Below are 19,008 nucleotides of genomic sequence, written 5' to 3' on the forward strand. Positions count from 1 at the left end.
GGGTCGACGTGAGGTGCGGGCGGGGCGGCGCGCGGGCGGTCAGCCGCGGCCGTCGGAGGTGACGGGGGCGTACCAGAGTCCGACGAGGGCGTCGATGAGCCCGGTGGCGCCGTCGCTCCAGGTGGCGCGCGGGGTGGGTGTCCCCTCGGCCAGCGCCAGTTCGCGCTCGGCCAGGACGTGGACGATGAGGTGGCGCGCCATCTCGCCGCGCTCCAGCCGGACGGTGAGCGGCAGCGCGGGCAGGCAGCGGTTGAGGCCGTCCATCGCCTGCTCGACGGTGGGGCTGAACGACTCGTCGATCGCGTTCTCGCGCAGCACCGGGTCGGTCATCACCTGTGCGATGAACCGGGCGTACCAGGTGGGGAGTTCGAGGGTCCCCAGGTACTCGACGTTGGGCCGTACCAGGCAGGCCACCCAGTCCCGGACGTCGTCGCTGCCGCCCGTCCGCTCCAGCATCTCCTCGCGCATGCGCTCGATGGGCTCGTGGTGCCGCCGGACGATGGCGCGCACCAGGTCGGTCTTGGTGCCGAAGTGGTAGCCGACGGCCGCGTTGTTGCCCTGGCCGGCCGCCTCGCTGATCTGGCGGTTGGAGACGGCGAACACGCCGTGCTCGGCGAACAGCCGCTCGGCGACGGTGAGGATGGCGTTCCGGGTCTCTTCCCCGCGGGGCTTCGCTCTGTTGGACATGGTCACCATCTCACCCGACTCCCGCTTCGTCCGGTCACCGTGGTCCCCGCTCGGGCGGGGCGTGCGTTCAGTCAACTCGTGGATGTAAGTTCAGTCAAGCGCATGACTTAATTCGAGAATGCGTCCGAATGTGCCGACGGAGGTTCCCGCGTGCAGCCCAGTCCCCCCAACGCCCCGGAAGCGAACACGCCCGGACGCGGGCGCGCGCCCGGAGCACTGGTCGGCGTGCTCGCCTTCTCCGGCATCGTGGTCGCGCTGATGCAGACCATCGTGATCCCGCTGATCCCCGAGCTGCCCCGGATGCTGGACGCCACCCCCTCCGACACCGCCTGGGCGATCACCGCCACACTGCTGGCCGGCGCGGTGGCCACGCCCGTCATGGGGCGGCTCGGCGACATGTACGGCAAGCGCCGGATGCTGCTGATCAGCCTCAGCCTGCTGGTCGCCGGGTCGGTCCTCGGCGCACTGAGCGACACCCTGGTACCGATGATCATCGCCCGCACCCTTCAGGGCCTGGCCGCGGGCGTCATCCCGCTGGGCATCAGCATCATGCGCGACGAGCTGCCCGCGGAACGGCTGGGCTCCGCGACCGCGCTCATGAGCGCCTCGCTCGGCGTCGGCGGCGCCCTGGGCCTCCCGCTGGCCGCCGCGGTCGCCGAACGGACCGACTGGCACGTGCTGTTCTGGGGCGCGGCCGGCATGGGCGTGATCGCGGCCGGCCTGGTGTTCCGCCTGGTACCGGAGTCGGAGGTCACCACCGGCGGGCGCTTCGACCTGCTGGGCGCGCTCGGGCTGTCGGCGGCCCTGGTCTGTCTGCTGCTCGCGATCTCCAAGGGAGGCGACTGGGGCTGGGGCACGCCGCTGACCCTGGGCCTGCTGGCCGTCGCCGCCGTGGTGCTCGCGCTGTGGGCCCTGTGGGAGCTGCGGGTCGCCCGCCCCCTGGTGGACCTGCGGACCGCCACCCGCAGGCAGGTGCTGCTGACCAACATCGCCTCGGCCGTGTTCGGCTTCGCCATGTTCGCGATGTCGCTGGTCCTCCCGCAGCTGGTGCAGTTGCCGGAGGAGACCGGCTACGGCCTGGGCCAGTCGATGGTGATGGTCGGTCTGGTGCTCGGGCCCTCCGGCCTGGTGATGATGGCGATGGCGCCCGTCTCCGCCCACATCTCCCGCACCCGGGGCCCCAAGGTGACCCTGATGACGGGCGCCGTCGTGGTCGCCGCGGGCTACGGGATGAGCCTCGGCCTGATGTCGGAGATCTGGCACCTGGTGCTGGTGTCGGCGGTCATCGGTGCCGGTATCGGCCTGGCCTACGGGTCGATGCCCGCGCTGATCATGTCCGCGACCCCCGTCTCCGAGACGGCCGCCGCCAACAGCCTCAACACCCTGATGCGGGCGATCGGCACCTCCTGCGCCAGCGCGGTCGCGGGCGTGGTCCTGGCACAGATGACCATGGACTTCGGAGCGGGGACGGTGCCCTCGCAGGACGGTTTCCGGGTGGTGATGGCGATCGGCGCGGGCGCCGCGCTGGTGGCGTTCGCCGTCGCGGCCTTCCTGCCCGGGCGGCCCTCCGCCGCCTCCTCGGCCCCGGTGTCCGCCGATCCGGCACCCGCGACGGCGGCCGCCGCGCGCTGAGCGGCGAGCTGCGCGGCGCACCGGGGGCCGGCGGGCCGGCGGGCCGGCCCCGGCCCGGCTCACCCCGGCTGCCAGGCCCGGACCAGGTCCTCCGGCCCCCAGTGCGCCGCCAGCGGAAGCCCCTCGCTGACGCCCGATCGCGAGACCGCGACCACCGGCGTCTCCGCCGTGACGCCCGGCACGGCGAGCATGTCGCGCACCAGGGCGTCGTACTCCCGGCGGCCGAACGGCTGCGTCTCCAGCCACTTCACCGACCCGACGAACCGCACCCGCCCGGCGACCGGCTCGCGGTCGGCGCCGACCAGGTCGATCTCGGGCTTGTTCTGCCGGTTCCACCAGCCGCCGACGGCCTCCACCGCCGGCAGCTCACCGTCGTGCTCCAGCCGCGAGAGGGCCTCGCGCACCAGGGGCTCGACGGCCCGGCCGCGCCAGCTCGTCCACGACTGCTCGACCCGTTCCAGCGCCAGGTCGCCGCGACCGCGCTCGATCAGCGGGATCGAGCGGCGCAGGAACGCCAGCCAGAAGCGCAGGTACGGGTCGGCGATCCGGTACCGCTTGTTCTTGGTGTCCGGCCGGGTGGAGAGCGGCAGCTCCGCGGCCAGCACCCGCTTCTCCTGCAAGGTGGCCAGCAGCGGGGAGAGGGTGCCCGAGGGCAGCGCCCCGCTGCCGCCCGCCTCGGCGGCGATCGCGCTGAACGTGCGTTCGCCGCTGCCGACCGCTTCCAGCACGGCCCGGGAGCGCGAGGAGTCCGGGAACTCCCCCAGCAGGGACAGCTCCCCGGCCACCAGCAGCGGCGAGAGCGGATCGGTGAAGGACTCCCGCAGGAAGTCCGTGCGTGACGTCCCCGGCCGCCAGGACCGCACGATCTCGGGGAAGCCACCGGTGATCAGCTGGGCGTCCACCGCCTCGGCCGCGTCCAGGCCCGTCATCTCCCGGACGTCCGCGAGATGCAGCGGCTCGACGGTCATCCTGGCCGCGCGGCCGAAGAACGGCCGGCCGTGCGAGCGCAGCGCCTCCATCACCGCCATGTCGCTGCCGACCAGCAGCAACAGCACCGGCTTGGCCGAGAGATGACGGTCCCACACGGTCTGCAGCGCGCCCTCGAACTCTGCGTCCTGTTCGACCAGCCAGGGCACCTCGTCGATCACGGCCACGCTCGGTGAGTCGTCCGGCAGCGCCAGTGCGAGGGAGCGCAGCGCCTGGTTCCAGTCCCGTGGCTGGAGCCCCGCCACCAGCTCGGCTCCGGGCAGGGTCGACTGGGCCAGGGCCGCCGTGAAGTCGGCGCGCTCGGCGTCCGGATTGCGCCCCCGGGTGGCCTGGAAGACGACGTACGGCGCGCCGGAGCGGTCGCAGAACTCCTGCGCCAGGCGGGACTTGCCGACCCGGCGCCGCCCGGTCACCACCACCGCGCGCCCCGCCGTGGACCCGCTGCCGTCGGCGACCTTGCGGTACTCCCGGGCCAGCCGCCCCAGATCTCCGGTTCGTCCACGGAACTCCACGCGCGGGCCTCCCACCTCGGATGTGAACAGTAGAAGCAGTCTTACGTAGATGCGATCTTACTTTGATGCCGCCCGCCCTGCCAGTGGAGCGCACGCGGGCGGACGCGTTCGACCTTCGCGCGCGGCGTCCCCGGAGTACGCTGAATGACGGCGACGCCACGTGCCCGCTCCGGTGCGTGACGTCTCGACGACAGCGGACCCGCCGGACGACGGGAGGTGCCCCGAACCGACGCGCGGCACCCCGTGTGCCCCGTCCGCCCGCCGAAGCACAGCAGTGACGGTGACACCGCCTCCCGATACCGGCCGCGGCCCGGGCACGCCCGTCGCGCCGGACGCCCCCGGCGGCCCGTCCGAACCCGAACGGAGTACCTCGTGAGCCGTGACGACTCCGACAGCCCGGAGGACTCGATCATCTCCCGGATCGACACCAGCGTCCCGCACTCGGCGCGGGTCTGGAACTACTGCGCCGGGGGAACCGACTGGTACGAGGTGGACAAGGAGCTGGTCGACCAGCTGCTCACGGACTACCCGAGCGCGGCCGGACTGGCCATCGCCTCCCGCCAGTTCCTGGGCCGCGCCGTCCGGTACCTGGTGCGGGAGGCGGGAATCCGCCAGTTCCTCGACATCGGCACCGGTCTGCCGACCGCCGACAACACGCATCAGGTCGCGCAGCGCCACGCGCCGGACGCCCGCATCGTCTACGTGGACAACGACCCCCTGGTGCTGCTGCACGCCGAGGCGCTGCTGACATCCACCCCCGAGGGCAGGACGGTCTACATCGAGGCGGACGTCCGCGATCCGGAGGCGGTGCTGCGCTCCGCACGGGAGACGCTCGACTTCGACCAGCCGATCGCGCTGATGCTGCTCTCGATGCTCGGCCACATCAAGCCCGAGCCGGCGGCGGAACTGGTGCGGCAGTACATGGATCAGCTGCCTTCCGGCTCCTACCTGGTGACGTGCGACAGCATCGACTCGCCGACCATGGTGGAGCTCAACGTGCACTACGCCGCGTCGGGGGCGGCCCCCTACTACGTGCGCTCCCGTGACGAACTAGCGGCGACCGCCGCCGGTCTGGAGATCCTGCCGCCGGGGGTGGGCCCCATCCCGGACTGGCATCCGGACACCGCTGCCCCGGCGCCGCCGGACCAGATGGACCAGTGGGGGCTGGTGGCCCGCAAGCCCTGACGGACCCCGGCCCGCCGGGGCGGCGCGCCGGGACACCCCCTTCCGCGGTGTCCCGGCGCGCCGCCCGTCCTCAGGGCCCCGGCCCGCCGCCCGTCAGCCGGCGGTCTCGCGGCGCAGGAACTCCGCGGTGTGCGAGGTCGGTGTAGACCACGCCCATGCCCTGGCAGTCGTGGCAGGCGCCCGCGGAGTTGAAGCTGAAGAGCGCCGGGCTGACTGCGCCCGCCTTCACGAAGAGCTCGCGGATGCCGATGATCGCCGCCCGCGCGGGGCGCGGCTCCCGGGGCGGGCCGGATGACGGCGCCATGGACGGGGAGGCGGCCGAATCACGGGCGTGAGGGCGCGGCGCCCGGCAGGATGGGCGCATGGGATTCCACGTCGACTCCGAGGCCGGGCGACTGCGCCGGGTCATACTCCACCGCCCGGGCCTGGAGCTGAAGCGCCTGACCCCGAGCAACAAGGACGACCTGCTCTTCGACGACGTGCTCTGGGTGCGCCGGGCGCAGCAGGAGCACGACGCCTTCGCGGCGGTTCTCCGCGAGCGCGGCGTCGCGGTCCACCTCTTCGACGAACTCCTCGCCGAGAGCCTGGAGATCCCGGCGGCCCGCGCGCTGGTCCTGGACCGGGTCTTCGACGAGAAGGAGTTCGGTCCGCTGGCGACCGACCACCTGAGGGACGTCTTCGACGGGCTGCCCACCGGCGAGCTGACCGAGGCGCTGGTCGGCGGGATGACCAAGCGCGACTTCCTGGAGCGGCACCCCGAGCCCTCCTCGGTCCGCTTCCATGTGACGGGCCTGGACGACTTCCTGCTGCAGCCGCTGCCCAACCACCTGTTCACCCGGGACACCTCGGCCTGGGTGTACGACGGCGTCTCGATCAACGCGATGCGCTGGCCCGCCCGTCAGCGCGAGGTGGTGCACTTCGAGGCGATCTACCACCACCACCCGCTGTTCACCTCGCCGCGCGCCCGCCCCTTCCACCTGTGGTCGGAGGGGCAGGCGGCCTACCCGTCCACGATCGAGGGCGGCGACGTCCTGGTGCTCGGTTCGGGCGCGGTGCTGATCGGGATGAGCGAGCGGACGACCCCGCAGGCGGTGGAGATGCTGGCGCGCGGCCTGTTCGCGGCGGGCTCGGCGCACACCATCGTCGCGCTGGACATGCCGAAGGCGCGGGCGTTCATGCACCTGGACACGGTGCTCACCATGATCGACGGCGAGACGTTCACGCAGTACGCCGGCCTGGGGATGCTGCGCTCGTACACGATCGAGCCGGGGGCGGGCGAGAACGAGCTGAAGGTCACCGACCATCCCCCCGAGCACATGCACCGGGCCATCGCGACGGCGCTGGGCCTGGACCGGATCCGGGTGCTCACGGCGACGCAGGACGTGCACTCCGCCGAGCGGGAGCAGTGGGACGACGGCTGCAACGTGCTCGCCGTGGAGCCGGGCGTGGTGCTCACCTACGAGCGGAACGTCACCACCAACAGTCATCTGCGGCGCAGCGGCGTGGAGGTGCTGGAGATCCCGGGCGGCGAGCTGGGCCGCGGGCGCGGTGGGCCGCGCTGCATGAGCTGCCCGGTGGAACGCGACCCGGTGGGCTGACGGCCGGCTCCGTGCCTCGTCCGCACCTCGTCCGCACCTCGGCCGGGGCACGGACGGGGCACGGGCGGGCCGCGAGCCGGGCGGGAGAGCGGTGTCGGGACGCGGGACCCGGGACCCGGGACCCGGGACCCCACCCGCATAGCGATACCGAAGGCCGCATATACTTCCATCTTCACACGTGGCACGCCGCCACCGGCACGACCGAGGAGCCCAACGATGGCGACTGACCTCAAGGGGCGCCACTTCCTGAAGGAACTGGACGTATCCCCGGCGGAGTTCCGCCGGCTCATCGAGCTGGCGGCCGAACTCAAGGCCGCCCGCCGGGCGGGCACCGAGATACGCCGTCTCCAGGGTCGCACCATCGCCCTGGTCTTCGAGAAGACCTCGACCCGCACCCGCTGCGCGTTCGAGGTCGCCGCCGCGCACCAGGGCGCCTTCACCACCTGTCTGGACCCCTCCGGTTCGCAGATCGGCCACAAGGAGTCGGCCCGGGACACGGCGCGGGTGCTGGGCCGGATGTACGACGCCATCCAGTACCGCGGCTCCGAGCAGGCGATCGTCGAGGAGATGGCGGCCCACGCGGGCGTCCCCGTCTACAACGGGCTGACCGACGACTGGCACCCGACCCAGATGCTGGCCGACGTGCTGACCATGACCGAGAACCGCCCGGGGCCGCTGGAGGAGATCTCCTACGCCTACCTGGGCGACGCCCGCTTCAACACCGGCAACTCCTACCTGATCACCGGCGCCCTCCTCGGCATGGACGTGCGCATCGTCGCCCCCGAGGAGTACTGGCCCTCGCACGAGGTGATCGCCGAGGCCCGGCGCCTGGCCGAGACCAGCGGCGCGCGGATCACGCTGACCCCCGATGTCACCGAGGGCGTGCGCGGCACGGACTTCGTGGTCACCGACGTCTGGGTGTCGATGGGCGAGCCCGCCGAGGTGTGGGACGAGCGGATCGCCCGGCTGTCGCCCTACGCGGTGACCATGGACGTGCTGCGCGCCACCGGCAACCCCGACGTGAAGTTCCTGCACTGCCTGCCGGCCTTCCACGACCTGGGCACCCGCATCGGGCGGGAGATCCACGCGCGGCACGGCCTGGACTCCCTGGAGGTGACCGACGAGGTCTTCGAGTCGGCACACTCGGTGGTCTTCGACGAGGCGGAGAACCGGCTGCACACCATCAAGGCGCTGCTGGTGGCCACCCTCGCCTGACCGGGCCGCCGGGCGTGGGGCACCGGCCCGCCCGGCTCCCCACGCCCACCGCACCCGGCCGGGCCCACGCCGTCACAGCCGTGGGTCGACCGGCTCCGACTCCAGTGCCAGCACGGCGAAGACCGGCTCGTGGACCCGCCACAACGGCTCCCCGGCCGCGAGCCGGTCCAGCGCCTCCAGGCCCAGCGCGTACTCGCGCAGCGCCAGGGACCGCTTGTGCCCCAGGTGACGGTCCCGCAGCCGCTCCAGCTGGTCGGGCCGGGTGTACTCCGGCCCGTACACGATCCGCAGGTACTCGCGGCCCCGGCACTTCACGCCCGGCTGCACCAGCCGGCCCCCGCCGCCGCGCACCAGGGCCTGGAGCGGCTTGACGACCATCCCCTCGCCCCCGGCCCCGGTGGCCTCCAGCCACCAGTCCGTGGCCCGGGCACGCGACGCCTCGTCCTCGGTGTCGACGAAGAGCCGGCCGGTCGTGCGCAGCAGTCCGGACGGGTCGGCGGCCACCAGCCGGTCGATCAGGGCGAGTTGCGCGTCGTGCGGCTCCGCGGCCAGGCTGCGTCCGTCGACGGCCAGCAGCTGGAACGGGGCGAGACCGACACCGTCCAGGCCGCTCACCGGCCAGCAGTAGCGCCGGTACGCCTCGGTGAAGGCGGTCGTGTCGGCGGCCCGCCCACGGTGACGCTCCAGCAGGTCGTCGACGGCGACGCCGCGGGCCGCGGCACGCTCCAGCGCCGCCACCGCCGGGGGCAGCGCCGACCGTGCCGCCGCGCCGACCGCCGCGTACTGCTCACGCAGCAGCTTGCCCGCCTTCAGCGACCAGGGCAGCAGTTCCGCGTCGAGGAGCAGCCAGTCGGTCGCCAGCTCTTCCCACAGCCCGGCGCCGTCCACGGCGGCGCGCACCGAGGCCAGCAGCCGTTCGGTGAGCGCCCCGTCGGCGAAGAACGCGCGGCCGGTCCGTGTGTACAGGGCGCCGCTCACCCCGGGGACGCCGAACCGCTCCCGGGCGGCGTCCTCGTTCCGGCAGACCAGGACCACCGCCCGCGAGCCCATGTGCTTCTCCTCGCAGACGACCTCCCGCACCCCGGCATCCCGGTAGGCGGCGAACGCCTCCTCGGGGTGCTCGAGGAAGCCGTCCCGGCGTGAGGTGGCGCAGGGAGCCATGGTCGGCGGCAGGTAGCCGAGCAGCCGCGGGTCGAGCGCGAACCGGCTCATCACCTCCAGCGCGGCGGCTGCGTTGTCCTCGCGGACGGCGATCCGCCCGTGGTGCCGCGTCTCCACCACCCGGCGGCCGGCGACGTCGCCGAGGTCCAGCGGCCGCTCCGCCGGCTCCGGCGCCACCGGCGCCAGGGGGCGGACCGGCTCGTACCAGGTCCGCTCGGCGGGGGTATCCACGAGTTCCCGCTCCGGCCAGCGCAACGCGGTCAGCGCGCCGCCGAAGACACAGCCGGTGTCCAGGCAGAGCGTGTTGTTGATCCACAGCGGCGCCGGGACCGGGGTGTGACCGTAGACGACCGCGGCCCGGCCCCGGTACTCCTCGGCCCACGGATAGCGCACGGGCAGCCCGAACTCGTCGGTCTCGCCGGTGGTGTCGCCGTAGAGCGCGTGGGCCCGCACCCGGCCCGAGGCCCGCCCGTGGTACTTCTCCGGCAACCCGGCGTGGGCCACCACCAGCCGGCCGCCGTCCAGGACGTAGTGACTGGTCAACGAGTCCACGAAGGCGGTCACCCGCCCGGTGAACGCGTCTTCCTCCCGCGCCAGTTGGGCGACGGTCTCGGCGAGGCCGTGGCTGATCCGCACCCTGCGGCCCCTGAGGTGGCGGGCCAGCTTCTGTTCGTGGTTCCCGGAGACGGCCAGCGCGTCGCCGGCCTCCACCATGCCCATCACCAGCCGCAGCACACCGGGGCTGTCCGGCCCCCGGTCGACGAGGTCGCCGACGAACACGGCGGTGCGTCCACCGGGGTGGTGGGCGCCGGTCGCGCGGCCGGCGGCGTCGCGCTCCAGCGCGTAGCCGAGCCGGGTGAGCAGCGTCTCCAGTTCGGCGCGACAGCCGTGGACGTCGCCGACGATGTCGAACGGGCCGGTGAGGTGCCGCAGGTCGCTGTACCGGCGTTCCCGGGTGACGGTCGCCGCGTCCACCTCGTCGGTGCCGCGCAGCACGTGTACGGTGCGGAACCCCTCGCGCGCCAGGCCCCGCAGGGAGCGGCGCAGCTCGCGGCGCTGCCGTGGCAGCACATGGGCGGGCATCGACGCCCGGTCCGGGCGGGCCGCGTTGCGCGCGGCGCAGACCGGCTCGGGCACGTCGAGGACGACCGCCACCGGCAGCACGTCGTGTTCCCGGGCGAGGGCGACCAGCGCACGGCGCGCCTCGCTCTGCACATTGGTGGCGTCGACGACGGTGAGCCGTCCGGCGGCCAGCCGCTTGCCCACGATGTAGTGCAGCAGCTCGAACGCGTCCGGGGTCGCGCTCTGGTCGTTCTCGTCGTCGGCCACCATGCCGCGGCAGACGTCGGAGGAGACGGTCTCGGTCGGGGCGAACAGCCGCCGCGCGAAAGTGGACTTGCCCGCTCCGGTGGTGCCGATGAGCACCACGAGGCAGACGTCGGGTACGGCGAGGGCGGTCATGCGCCGGTCTCCTGGTGGCTGGTGCCGGTGGTGGTCCTTGAAGCAGGCGTGCCGTTCCGCACGGCGTGGGGACCGGCGGCGGAGGCGGCGTCGGAGTCGGCGGGCGTCAAGCGGCGGAACAGCGCGAGCTGGGTGGGCGGCCCGACGTCGGGGTCCTCCTCGCCGACCGGGCGGAACTCCGCCCGGTAGCCGTGCCGTTCGCAGACACCGGCCGCCCAGCGGGCGAACTCGGCCCGGGTCCACTCGAAGCGGTGGTCGCGGTGGCGCATGGTGCCCGCGGGCAGCGACTCCCAGCGCACGTTGTACTCCGCGTTGGGGGTGGTGACCACGACGGTGCCCGGCCGGGCCGCGCCGAAGACGGCGTACTCCAGCGCGGCGAGACGCGGTGGGTCCACATGCTCGACGACCTCGCACAGCACCGCCGCGTCCATGCCGGTGAGCCGGCTGTCGGTGTAGGTCAGCGCGCCCTGCCGCAGGGTGATCCGCGACGCCTGCCGCTCCCCCATCTGCTCCAGGCGCAGCCGCCGCGCCGCGGACCGCAGCGCGCGCACCGAGACATCGACCCCGACGATCTCGGTGAAGCGTGGCTCCTTGAGCAGTTCGGCGAGCAACTGCCCCTGACCGCAGCCGAGATCGACCACCCGGGTGGCGCCGGACTCGCGCAGCGTGGCGAGGATCGCCGCTCTCCGCAGTTCGGCCAGCGGCGCCGGGCGCTCCTCGGTGTCGTGCTGCTCGTCGACGGCGTCGTCCAGCTCCGCGGCCGCCACGCCGTCGGCGGCGGCGAGCCGGGCGAGTTCCAGTCGCTCCAGGGCGCTACGGGTCAGCGCCGCCTTCCGTGCCAGGTAGCGGGCGGCGATGAGTTCCTGTTCCGGGTGGTGCTCCAGCCAGCCGTCACCGGCGCGCAGCAGCTTGTCGACCTCCTCCTCGGTGATCCAGTAGTGCTTGGCGCCGTCGAGCACCGGCAGCAGCACGTAGAGCTGGCGCAGGGCCGTGCCGAGGGCCAGTTCACCGCTGAGCGTCAGGGATACGGTCTGCGAGTCGCCCCACTCGGGGAAGTCCGGGTCCAGCGGGACGGGACGGGCCGTGACCCGCCAGCCCAGCGGCGCGAAGAGCCGCTCGACCAGCCCGGGACCGCCACGCGCGGTCAGCGCCGGCACCTCGATCCACAACGGCAGCCTCAGCGTAGGGAGTTCGGGGCGTGCCGCGCACTGTCCGCGCATCGCGGTGCGGAAGACCGCACCGAGCGCGACCGCGAACAGCGAGGAGGCCGCGTAGGGGCGGTCGTTCACATACCGGTCGAGGGTGGCGTCCGGGCCGGTGCCCTTTGCGCGTCCGCCCTTGCCACCGCCGCGACGCACCAGCGCGACCGGGTCGATCTCCAGCAGGAGCGCCGCCGTGCAGCGGTCGGTGTCCGCCCGCGGGTAGAAGACATGGGCGGTGCCGTGCGCGGTCGAGAAGGTCTGCGCCCGGTCCGGATGCTTGTGCAGCAGGTGTCCCAGGTCCGTCGCGGGGGTGGAGCCGGTCGCGGTGGTGGTGACGGTCATGAACACGCGACCGAGTATCGTCGCCATCTCCGGTACGGTCACCGGGTTTTCACGGCGCCGCCCGCGCATGCCGGTCTCCGGGCCCTGTTCAGCGGTCTTCCGCCGGGGAACCGCCCGTGGCCAGCTCCGCCGCCAGTGCGGCCACGCCCCCGGGGCCGACCCGGCAGCAGCCGCCGACCAGCCGGGCACCGGCGGCGCACCAGCGGCGCGCGTCACCCGCCGCGAGCGCCACCGGCCCCCGCCACCCTCCGGTGTCCGCCTCCCAGCGTTCGCCGCTGTTGGGGTATGCCACTCCCGGAAGCCCGGTCACCTCGGCGGCGGTGCGCAGCGCGGGCGCGACCTCCGCCGGGTGGCAGCAGTTGACCCCGACGGCGACCACCGACGGGTGGCCGGCGGCGACCGCGAACGCCTCCGTCAGCGGCTGCCCGGCACGGGTCAGGCCGTCCGCGACGGTGTAGGAGAGCCACACCGGCAGACCGCAGCCCTCGGCGGCCCGCAGCAGCGCCTCGGCCTCCAGCGCGTCGGGCACGGTCTCCAGCGCGAGGACGTCCGGCCCGCCGGCCGCCACCGCCTCGATCCGGGGGCGATGGAACCGGGTCAGCTCCGCGACGCCGAGTCCGTACCGGCCGCGGTACTCGCCCCCGTCGGCGGCGACCGCGCCGTAGGGCCCGACCGACCCGGCCACCCACACCCGCTCCCCCGGCGGGCGCAGCGCGGCGGTGCGGTCGGCGGCCCGCCGGGCCAGCGCGGTGCCGCGGGCGAACAGTGCGGCTGCCTCCGCGCGCCCCGCGCCCAGGGTCGCGAACCCCTCGAACGAGCCCTGGTAGCCGGCGGTGGTCAGCACCCGCGCTCCGGCGCGCAGGAACGCCTCGTGCGCACGCTCGATCTCGGCGGGCGCCTCGGCCAGCAGCCGGGCGGTCCACAGTGCGCCGGAGAGGTCGCAGCCCTGCGCGGTCAGCTGCGCGGCGAGCCCGCCGTCCAGCACGATCGTCCCGGCGGACAGCGCGGCGGCGAAACCGGCGGCCGGCGCCGGTGCGGCGCGTTCCATGGACCCAGTGTCGCGCGCCGACCGCCCGGCCCGGAAGGCGGCTCAGGCAGAGGGCGGGCACGGCGGGCGCAGAGGGCACGGTCCACCGGTCAGGCGGCCACGCTGCTCTCGCTGGTCACGTCTGCACGGTGGCGGCGTCCGGGTCGAAGGGCTCCTCACCGACCGGCATCACCCGCAGCAGACTCTGCTCCCGCCGGTTGAGGTCCTCCAGCAGCGCCTGTGCCTGCATCTCCTCCACCCGTGCCTGCTGTTCCCGGCCCATGCCGCGCAGCGCCGCCGCGCGACGGGTGCGCTGCTTGGCGACCATGAACGGGTCGAAGGTCTGCTCGGCGGCGTGTCCGAGCGCACGGTCCGACCAGTACGCGGCCTGCTCGAAGTCGCCGGTCGCCAGGTGGTATTCGGCCAGCACCCCGGCGCCCGTCATCCGGTGGTACGGGACCTTCGCCAGCGCGTAGCCCTCGGTGAGCATCCGGTGCGCCTTGGCGTGGTGGCCGAGCAGTAAATGGCTGCGGCCCAGGTTGTGGCGGATGACGATGGACAGCTCGTCCAGCCCGGCCGCGCTCGCCTGGTCCAGCGCGGACTCCGACAGCTTCACCGCCTCGTCCAGCCGTCCGGCGGTGCCCAGACAGGGCACGATGGCGCTGAGCGCGTACAGCGCCTCGCGCTCCTCCCCCAGTGAGCGGAACAGCCCGACGGCCCGCTCCAGTACCTCGACACCCCGCGCGGGCTCCCGGCGCTGGCTGTGGACCCGGCCCATCTGGGTGAGGGCGACGGCCTGCGCGTACGCCTCGTCCCGGCGCTCACCCACGCGCAGGGTGATCTCCGCGAGGCGGCGCTGCACGCGCCAGTTGAGCCGGATGCCGAAGTAGCTCTCCATGGCGCGCAGCGCCTCCAGCCCGAACTCCGACAGCGGACGGCCCGCGAGGTCGCCCCCGTCGTCGTCGTACTCGGGCGCGGACAGCTGCTGGGCGAGGGCCAGCACCTCCTGGCGGGCGTGATCGGCCCAGGTCAGCGACTCGTCGGCGGTGGTGAACAGCCGGCCCTGCGGGAACCGGTCCGCGCCCTCGTAGTAGCGGCGGCGGTAGTGGTCCGGCAGCGACAGGGTGGCGTTGACGCGGTACAGCGACCCCAGGTACCAGCGGGCCAGCCCGGCGAGATGGGCGCGGCGGCGCGCCTCGGGCAGGGCCGCCGCCTGCCGGGCGGCCACCGCCCGCTCCTCGGTGCCCAGCGCGTAGGAGCCGGGGACGGGGCTGTGGCTGACCCCGGCGGCGGTGAGGCTCTCCAGCGCCTGCGCCGCCTCGCGCGGGGTGCAGCCGGCGAGCGCGGAGACGGCGCCGGAGTTGTACTGGCGGACGTCGGCGATCCCGAGCAGCGGGAAGACGGACGCGGCCAGCCGCCCGCACATCTCCGGTGAGGTCGCCAGCCGGTCGAGCCGCTCGGCCAGCCCGGAGGGGAGCAGCGCGTCGGCGGCCCTCAGACCGGACTCCACCAGCCGCAGTTCGGCGGCGCTGTCCCCGAGCCGGTCGTAGGCGTGGCGCAGTTCGGCGGCGGCGTCGGCGACCCGCCCGCAGCGGTGCAGGGCCAGCACCAGCTGACCGGCCGGCCGTACCCGCTGCGGGTGGTCGCGCACCAGCGCGGTCAGTTCGGGCAGCAGTTCCTCGTGGGCGCCGAGGCTCAGCCGCAGTTCGGCGCGCTCCTCCAGCGCGGTCAGCCGCAGGTCGGCCAGCCGGGGGCGTTCACGGTCGCGGAGCGTCCCCGAGCCGACCCGTCCCAGCGGGGTGCCGCGCCACATCGCGAGTGCGTCGTCCAGTACGGTGACCGCCCGCGCCGGGGCCTCCGCCGCGAGGGCCCGCGAGTGCACCAGAGAGGCCCGGAAACGCCCGAGGTCGGTCTCCTCAGGCCCTATTCGCAGCAGATGGCCGCCGGGCGCCTCCCCGAGCCGCCCGGCGGGCAGCACCCGGCGCAGCCGCCCGAGGTGGCCGCGCAGCGCGGCACGCGGATCGGACGGTGGCGCGTCGCCCCACAGCTGGCGGACGAGCTCCTCGGCGGGGACGGGCTGACCGGCGCGCAGCGCCAGCGCGGCCAGCACCGAGCACTGGATCGGGCCTCTCACGGCGACGGGTGATCCGTCGTCCGCCAGCACCTCCAGCGGGCCGAGCAGCCGGACGTCCAAGTGAACTCCCCAACCGACGGGACAACGGCGTCAGTTGCCCGGATCGGTGATCTTCGCACGGCCTTTCGCAGACCTCAAACCAGTCTGCGGCAAAATGTGTAACGAATCGAGCCCGCCATGTCCCGCTCCGTCGTCGTTGTCCGGCCTCCCTCCCGGGCCGGTCACCGGGCCGCCGGTACCGCGCCGGCCGAGGGCGTCCGGGGCCGGTCAGGGGGTGAGCAGCACCGTCTCGGCGGGCGCGATGTCGGGCCGCAGCGTGTGCGCTCCGGCCGACCAGAACAGCGCGATCTCGCCGTCGCCGAGCTCCGACGCGAACCGCTCGGCGTCGCCGCCCAGGGCACGGCCCGCGGCCTCCGCGAAGTGCGCGCCGAGGACCAGCACGACGTCCGCCGAGGCCCAGAAGGCGGAGCGGCGCGGGGCCGAGCGGGTCACATGCAGCACCGTCCGCCAGGCGCCGTCCGCCGCCGAGGCCGACGGCGCCCGCCGCAGGTCGGAGACGAGCGCCTGCGGTCCGTGCCCGACGGTCGGCGGACCCGGGGCGTGCGCGGGCCAGCCGGCGACGCTGTCGGTCACGTTCAGCCGGTCCCCGGCGGCCTCCCGCAGCAGCGCCCACTTGTCCGGAACCCGGCTGACCGCGGTGACCTCGGCGCCGAGGCCGAGCAGCCGGAGCGCGAACAGCCGGCCGAACAGCGACTCACCGAGAACCCCGATCCGGGTGCCGGCCGGGCCCGGGGCGGACAGCGAGATGCCCGCTCCCGCCTGATCGGTGCCCAGGTGCAGGCCGGCCCGGGCGGGCGTCAGCCAGAAGCCCGGCCGCGGCGAGCTCTCCCGCCAGCGGCTGGCTGGAAGGGTGTCGAGATCGGGCGGCCCGCCCCGTGCCGGCGAGGCCGCCCGCGCGGGGGCCGCGGTCTTCGTCCTACCGCTCATGGCGCTCCTGGAGACTCTGGTGTTCCTGAGGTTCGGTGCTCGGTTCCGGCACGGGCCGGACCGGGAGGAAGGGCCCGGTGGCGCCGCCGGGGCGGCTCACCGGCGCTGCCCCATCAGGGCGGATCCGGTGGCCTCGGCCAGCGCGTGCGCCGGGTAGGCGACGGGGAGGGTGGCCAGCACCCCGGCCAGCTGGTCGGCGCCGGGCGGGCCGACGGTGCCGCCGCGGATCAGCCGGTCCCGTTCGGTGGCGGCGTGCTGCCCGACGGTGGACACCACGCGCACGGCGGTGCGGACCCGTGGCTCGTCCGCGTCCAGGTCGACGGTCGCCGCCGTCACCAGCCGGTCGGCGCCGGAGTGGGCGAGGCCGTTGAGCAGCCGCGCCCAGTCGGCCTGACTGCCGACATCGGCGGTGACGGTGCAGTGGGTCGCGCCCTCACCGGCCCAGCAGCCGGGGAGCGCCTTCCCTCCGGCCGTCACGTCGCCGGTCTGCCGCAGCAGTTCACGGAGCTCGGCCACCCCGAGCGTGGTCGCGTCCACGCCGTGTGCCGCCAGGCGGGCGCGAAGCCGGGCCGTGGCGGACGCCAGTGCCGACCCGGCTCCCGGGGCCCCACCGCCGCGCCGGGAGACCGACTCCGGGGCGTCCAGCGGCTCATGCCGCACCACCAGCCAGGAGCGGACCGCGACCGGCACCCCCTGGACCGGCAACTGGCGGTAGGCCAGCGTTGGTTGGTATCGGTAGAGCAGATCCCACGGCGGCAGCCCGAACTGCTCGACGACCAGCTGGGCGGCGGCCGGACGGGCCGGGTCCTCCCGCAGCCAGGCGGCGATGAGCCCCACGGGTAGTGAGGGCAGGGCGCCGCCGGGGAGTTCGAGGACGGCCGCCGAGCCGCGGCCGTCGGCGATCATGCCCAGCTCCGGGCCGTTGCGGTCGGGCACCCCGATGACGTCCAGCGACGGCAGCAGCCGGTGGACCAGCCCGAGGTCGGGGGTGACCGGGCCGCTCTCTCCCGCCCCGGTCTCTCCCCGCCCGTCGCCGCTCCGGGCCGTGGCGCGCTGCGGCGACGCGGTGCGCAGGGCCTCCCGGCGCAGCCGCCGGACGAAGGGCTCGTCCAGCCACTGCCCCCGCCGGCGGGCCAGGGCCGGCACCAGCAGCAGCGCCCCGGCGCCCGCCAGGGCGTACCCGGCGGTGGTGCCGGCGGCGGCTCCGGCCACGGCGCAGCCGACGGCGGTCTGCACCGCGACCAGCCGGGCGCGGCCGGGCCGGCGGGCGGCGGAGCCTCCGGCCGTGGCGGCGGTCGCGGACCCGCCGTCCGGGGCCCTCGGCGGTTTCCTCGCGTCAGTCATCGGCGTCTCCGTTCGCGGCGTCGCTGTCGTCCCCGTCGCCCTGCTCCGCGCCGGCTCCGCTGTCCCCGGTGACGCCGTCGCCCCGGTGCTCACGGGCGGCGGCGTCCGGGTCCAGGACCGGTCCGGTGGGCAGCAGACCGACGAACGCCTTGGGCACCGACGGGGCGTCACCGGGGGTGTAGCGCAGCCGTTCCACCGCCTCCGGGGAGGTGAACGGGTAGGCGAAACCGCTGTCGGTCACCAGGGTGTAGGTGCCCCCGGCGGCGGCCGAGGTGGTGGCCCGGACGACCGCTCCGGAGCCGGCCGGCACATAGATCCGGTCCAGCAGCCCGAGCCGTTCGGCGTCCCCCGCGGTGACGGCGGTGACCCCGGTGGGCGTGGGCATGGTGCGCGGCAGGTGCACGGTGGCCTGCCAGGGCGCGTCCCCGGGCTCGCCGCCCGGCGGGGTGGAGACGCAGACGGGCTGGTTGCGGGCGGGCTGCTCGGCGCTCGGCAGGGCGTCCGGCCAGGCCCGGTCGCCGGGCGCCGCCTCATCGGCGCGCGGGGCGCGGGCCGCGTCGGCGGCGGTGAGCACATGGTCGGTGCCGGCTCCCGGCAGCAGCAGGGTGTGCACCAGCTCCGAGACGGACACCAGGCCACCGGGACGGACCACGTAGAACTGCGGGGCGCCACCGGACTCGGTGTGCGCCAGGTCGCCGACGACGGCGTCGACCGGCAGCGCCGCCTCCGGCGTGTCGCCGGCACCCGCCCCGGCCTCCGGGATGGTGAGCGCCGGCCCCTCGGGCAGCGTCGCGATGATCTCCGCCGGGAGATCGACGGGCTCGGTCCGGCGCAGCTCCAGGATGTCGCGGATCGACTCGCTCAGCGCGTAGCGCCGTCCCTCGGTCAGCAGCCACAGCTCCTCGTCCTGCCGGACCAGGACGGTGGCACCCTCGCTCTCCCCGCCGGCCGGCGCGATGCCGGGCACCGAGACGTACAGCGCGGTGTCGGCGGGTGCGCCGCCGCTCTCGGCCGGTACCGAGCACAGGGTCCACGGGTCGTCCACCAGGTCGTCGGCGCCCGGCAGCGCGTCCGGCGCGCCCGGGATACCGACCGGCAGCCCGCGGCGCGCCTCGTCCAGGGTCGCCTGCCGCACCCGGGTGACCTCGCCCCCGCCGACGAGCAGCGCGGACGCCAGGTTCAGCGCCGGGTGCACGACGTTGTCGCTCACCACGTAGCGGTCGCCGTCGTCACCGACCACCACGGCTCCCGAGGCGGGCAGTTGGGGGCCGCGTCCGCCACCGAGCCAGCCGGCGATCCCGAAGCCGGCCATGATCAGGACGCCGAAGGCGATGCCGCCGCCCAGGGCGCGGTTCAGGCGGCGGCGGGGGTCGTGCTGGGCCTCGTCGGCGCCGCGCAGCAGGCCGGTGACGCGGCGGCGGTTCTCGTAGGCGTAGGCCTCGGCCTGTTCGCGTGTGGTGGCCATCTCTCAGGTCCGGTTCTGGGGTGCGTAGCCGGCGCGTGCGGCTACGCACCCCAGAACCGGACCTGAGAG

14 protein-coding genes are annotated in these 19,008 nt (G+C 74.7%); 5 read left to right on the top strand and 9 right to left on the bottom strand.

Annotated features, from left to right (window positions below):
* Positions 1-39: 39 nt before the first annotated feature.
* A complete protein-coding gene (locus E0D90_RS12170) occupies positions 40-696 on the bottom strand; it encodes a TetR/AcrR family transcriptional regulator (protein WP_103500400.1) in 657 nt (218 codons plus the stop codon).
* A 141-nt stretch (positions 697-837) separates the two neighbouring features.
* Between E0D90_RS12170 and E0D90_RS12175 the strand changes: the two genes are divergently transcribed.
* Positions 838-2,319 (top strand): MFS transporter, encoded by a 1,482-nt coding sequence (locus E0D90_RS12175; protein ID WP_307721139.1) that lies wholly within the window; start codon positions 838-840, stop codon positions 2,317-2,319.
* Between the two features lie 59 nt (positions 2,320-2,378).
* Here E0D90_RS12175 and E0D90_RS12180 read toward each other — a convergent pair whose 3' ends face one another.
* On the bottom strand, positions 2,379-3,818 hold the full coding sequence (locus tag E0D90_RS12180) for an ATP-binding protein (protein ID WP_130797937.1): 1,440 nt from the start codon (positions 3,816-3,818) through the stop codon (positions 2,379-2,381).
* Positions 3,819-4,190: 372 nt separating this feature from the next.
* Here E0D90_RS12180 and E0D90_RS12185 point away from each other — a divergent pair, with 372 nt between their 5' ends.
* The 4 genes from E0D90_RS12185 (at position 4,191) to argF (ending at position 7,816) form a co-directional block, all read left to right on the top strand.
* Complete coding sequence (locus tag E0D90_RS12185; protein ID WP_103504498.1) at positions 4,191-5,003, top strand: SAM-dependent methyltransferase; 813 nt, start codon at positions 4,191-4,193, stop codon at positions 5,001-5,003.
* 155 nt (positions 5,004-5,158) lie between these two features.
* Positions 5,159-5,338, top strand: coding sequence for a hypothetical protein (locus E0D90_RS26580; RefSeq protein ID WP_157996854.1), 180 nt, complete (start codon positions 5,159-5,161; stop codon positions 5,336-5,338).
* A gap of 27 nt (positions 5,339-5,365) precedes the next feature.
* On the top strand, positions 5,366-6,601 hold the full coding sequence (locus E0D90_RS12195; protein WP_103504496.1) for an arginine deiminase: 1,236 nt from the start codon (positions 5,366-5,368) through the stop codon (positions 6,599-6,601).
* 216 nt (positions 6,602-6,817) lie between these two features.
* Positions 6,818-7,816, top strand: coding sequence for an ornithine carbamoyltransferase (gene argF / locus E0D90_RS12200; RefSeq protein ID WP_103528864.1), 999 nt, complete (start codon positions 6,818-6,820; stop codon positions 7,814-7,816).
* Positions 7,817-7,888: 72 nt separating this feature from the next.
* Here argF and E0D90_RS12205 read toward each other — a convergent pair whose 3' ends face one another.
* From E0D90_RS12205 to eccB, 7 genes are all read right to left on the bottom strand, one after another.
* Positions 7,889-10,438 carry a polynucleotide kinase-phosphatase gene (locus E0D90_RS12205; protein ID WP_130797942.1) on the bottom strand — a complete coding sequence of 850 codons (2,550 nt, stop codon included), beginning with the start codon at positions 10,436-10,438 and terminating at the stop codon, positions 7,889-7,891.
* Positions 10,435-12,009 (bottom strand): 3' terminal RNA ribose 2'-O-methyltransferase Hen1, encoded by a 1,575-nt coding sequence (locus E0D90_RS12210; protein ID WP_438827393.1) that lies wholly within the window; start codon positions 12,007-12,009, stop codon positions 10,435-10,437. Before E0D90_RS12210 ends, E0D90_RS12205 begins: the two co-directional genes overlap by 4 nt.
* Before the next feature lie 61 nt (positions 12,010-12,070).
* Positions 12,071-13,030, bottom strand: a complete 960-nt coding sequence (mmuM, locus tag E0D90_RS12215) for a homocysteine S-methyltransferase (protein ID WP_130797944.1) — start codon at positions 13,028-13,030, stop codon at positions 12,071-12,073.
* Positions 13,031-13,145: 115 nt separating this feature from the next.
* Positions 13,146-15,203 (bottom strand): AfsR/SARP family transcriptional regulator, encoded by a 2,058-nt coding sequence (locus E0D90_RS12220; protein WP_130797946.1) that lies wholly within the window; start codon positions 15,201-15,203, stop codon positions 13,146-13,148.
* Between the two features lie 207 nt (positions 15,204-15,410).
* Positions 15,411-16,130, bottom strand: a complete 720-nt coding sequence (locus E0D90_RS12225) for a hypothetical protein (RefSeq protein ID WP_227870172.1) — start codon at positions 16,128-16,130, stop codon at positions 15,411-15,413.
* 96 nt (positions 16,131-16,226) lie between these two features.
* Positions 16,227-17,474, bottom strand: coding sequence for a type VII secretion protein EccE (locus E0D90_RS28305; protein ID WP_130797948.1), 1,248 nt, complete (start codon positions 17,472-17,474; stop codon positions 16,227-16,229).
* Entirely contained in the window at positions 17,467-18,939 is a 1,473-nt protein-coding gene (eccB, locus tag E0D90_RS12235) for a type VII secretion protein EccB (RefSeq protein WP_103504725.1), read from the bottom strand. Before eccB ends, E0D90_RS28305 begins: the two co-directional genes overlap by 8 nt.
* Positions 18,940-19,008: the final 69 nt, after the last annotated feature.

It is taken from the genome of Streptomyces otsuchiensis (assembly GCF_004305975.1).
GTDB classification, from domain to species: domain Bacteria; phylum Actinomycetota; class Actinomycetes; order Streptomycetales; family Streptomycetaceae; genus Streptomyces; species Streptomyces otsuchiensis.

What these genes read in the sequence shown, in the direction of transcription:
- argF (WP_103528864.1), top strand. Translation starts at nt 6,818, where the DNA reads ATGGCGACTGACCTCAAGGGGCGCCACTTCCTGAAGGAACTGGACGTA.
- eccB (WP_103504725.1), bottom strand. Translation starts at nt 18,939, where the DNA reads ATGGCCACCACACGCGAACAGGCCGAGGCCTACGCCTACGAGAACCGC.
- E0D90_RS12195 (WP_103504496.1), top strand. Translation starts at nt 5,366, where the DNA reads ATGGGATTCCACGTCGACTCCGAGGCCGGGCGACTGCGCCGGGTCATA.
- E0D90_RS12170 (WP_103500400.1), bottom strand. Translation starts at nt 696, where the DNA reads ATGGTGACCATGTCCAACAGAGCGAAGCCCCGCGGGGAAGAGACCCGG.
- E0D90_RS12210 (WP_438827393.1), bottom strand. Translation starts at nt 12,009, where the DNA reads ATGGCGACGATACTCGGTCGCGTGTTCATGACCGTCACCACCACCGCG.
- E0D90_RS28305 (WP_130797948.1), bottom strand. Translation starts at nt 17,474, where the DNA reads ATGACTGACGCGAGGAAACCGCCGAGGGCCCCGGACGGCGGGTCCGCG.
- E0D90_RS26580 (WP_157996854.1), top strand. Translation starts at nt 5,159, where the DNA reads ATGCCCTGGCAGTCGTGGCAGGCGCCCGCGGAGTTGAAGCTGAAGAGC.
- mmuM (WP_130797944.1), bottom strand. Translation starts at nt 13,030, where the DNA reads ATGGAACGCGCCGCACCGGCGCCGGCCGCCGGTTTCGCCGCCGCGCTG.
- E0D90_RS12225 (WP_227870172.1), bottom strand. Translation starts at nt 16,130, where the DNA reads ATGAGCGGTAGGACGAAGACCGCGGCCCCCGCGCGGGCGGCCTCGCCG.
- E0D90_RS12205 (WP_130797942.1), bottom strand. Translation starts at nt 10,438, where the DNA reads ATGACCGCCCTCGCCGTACCCGACGTCTGCCTCGTGGTGCTCATCGGC.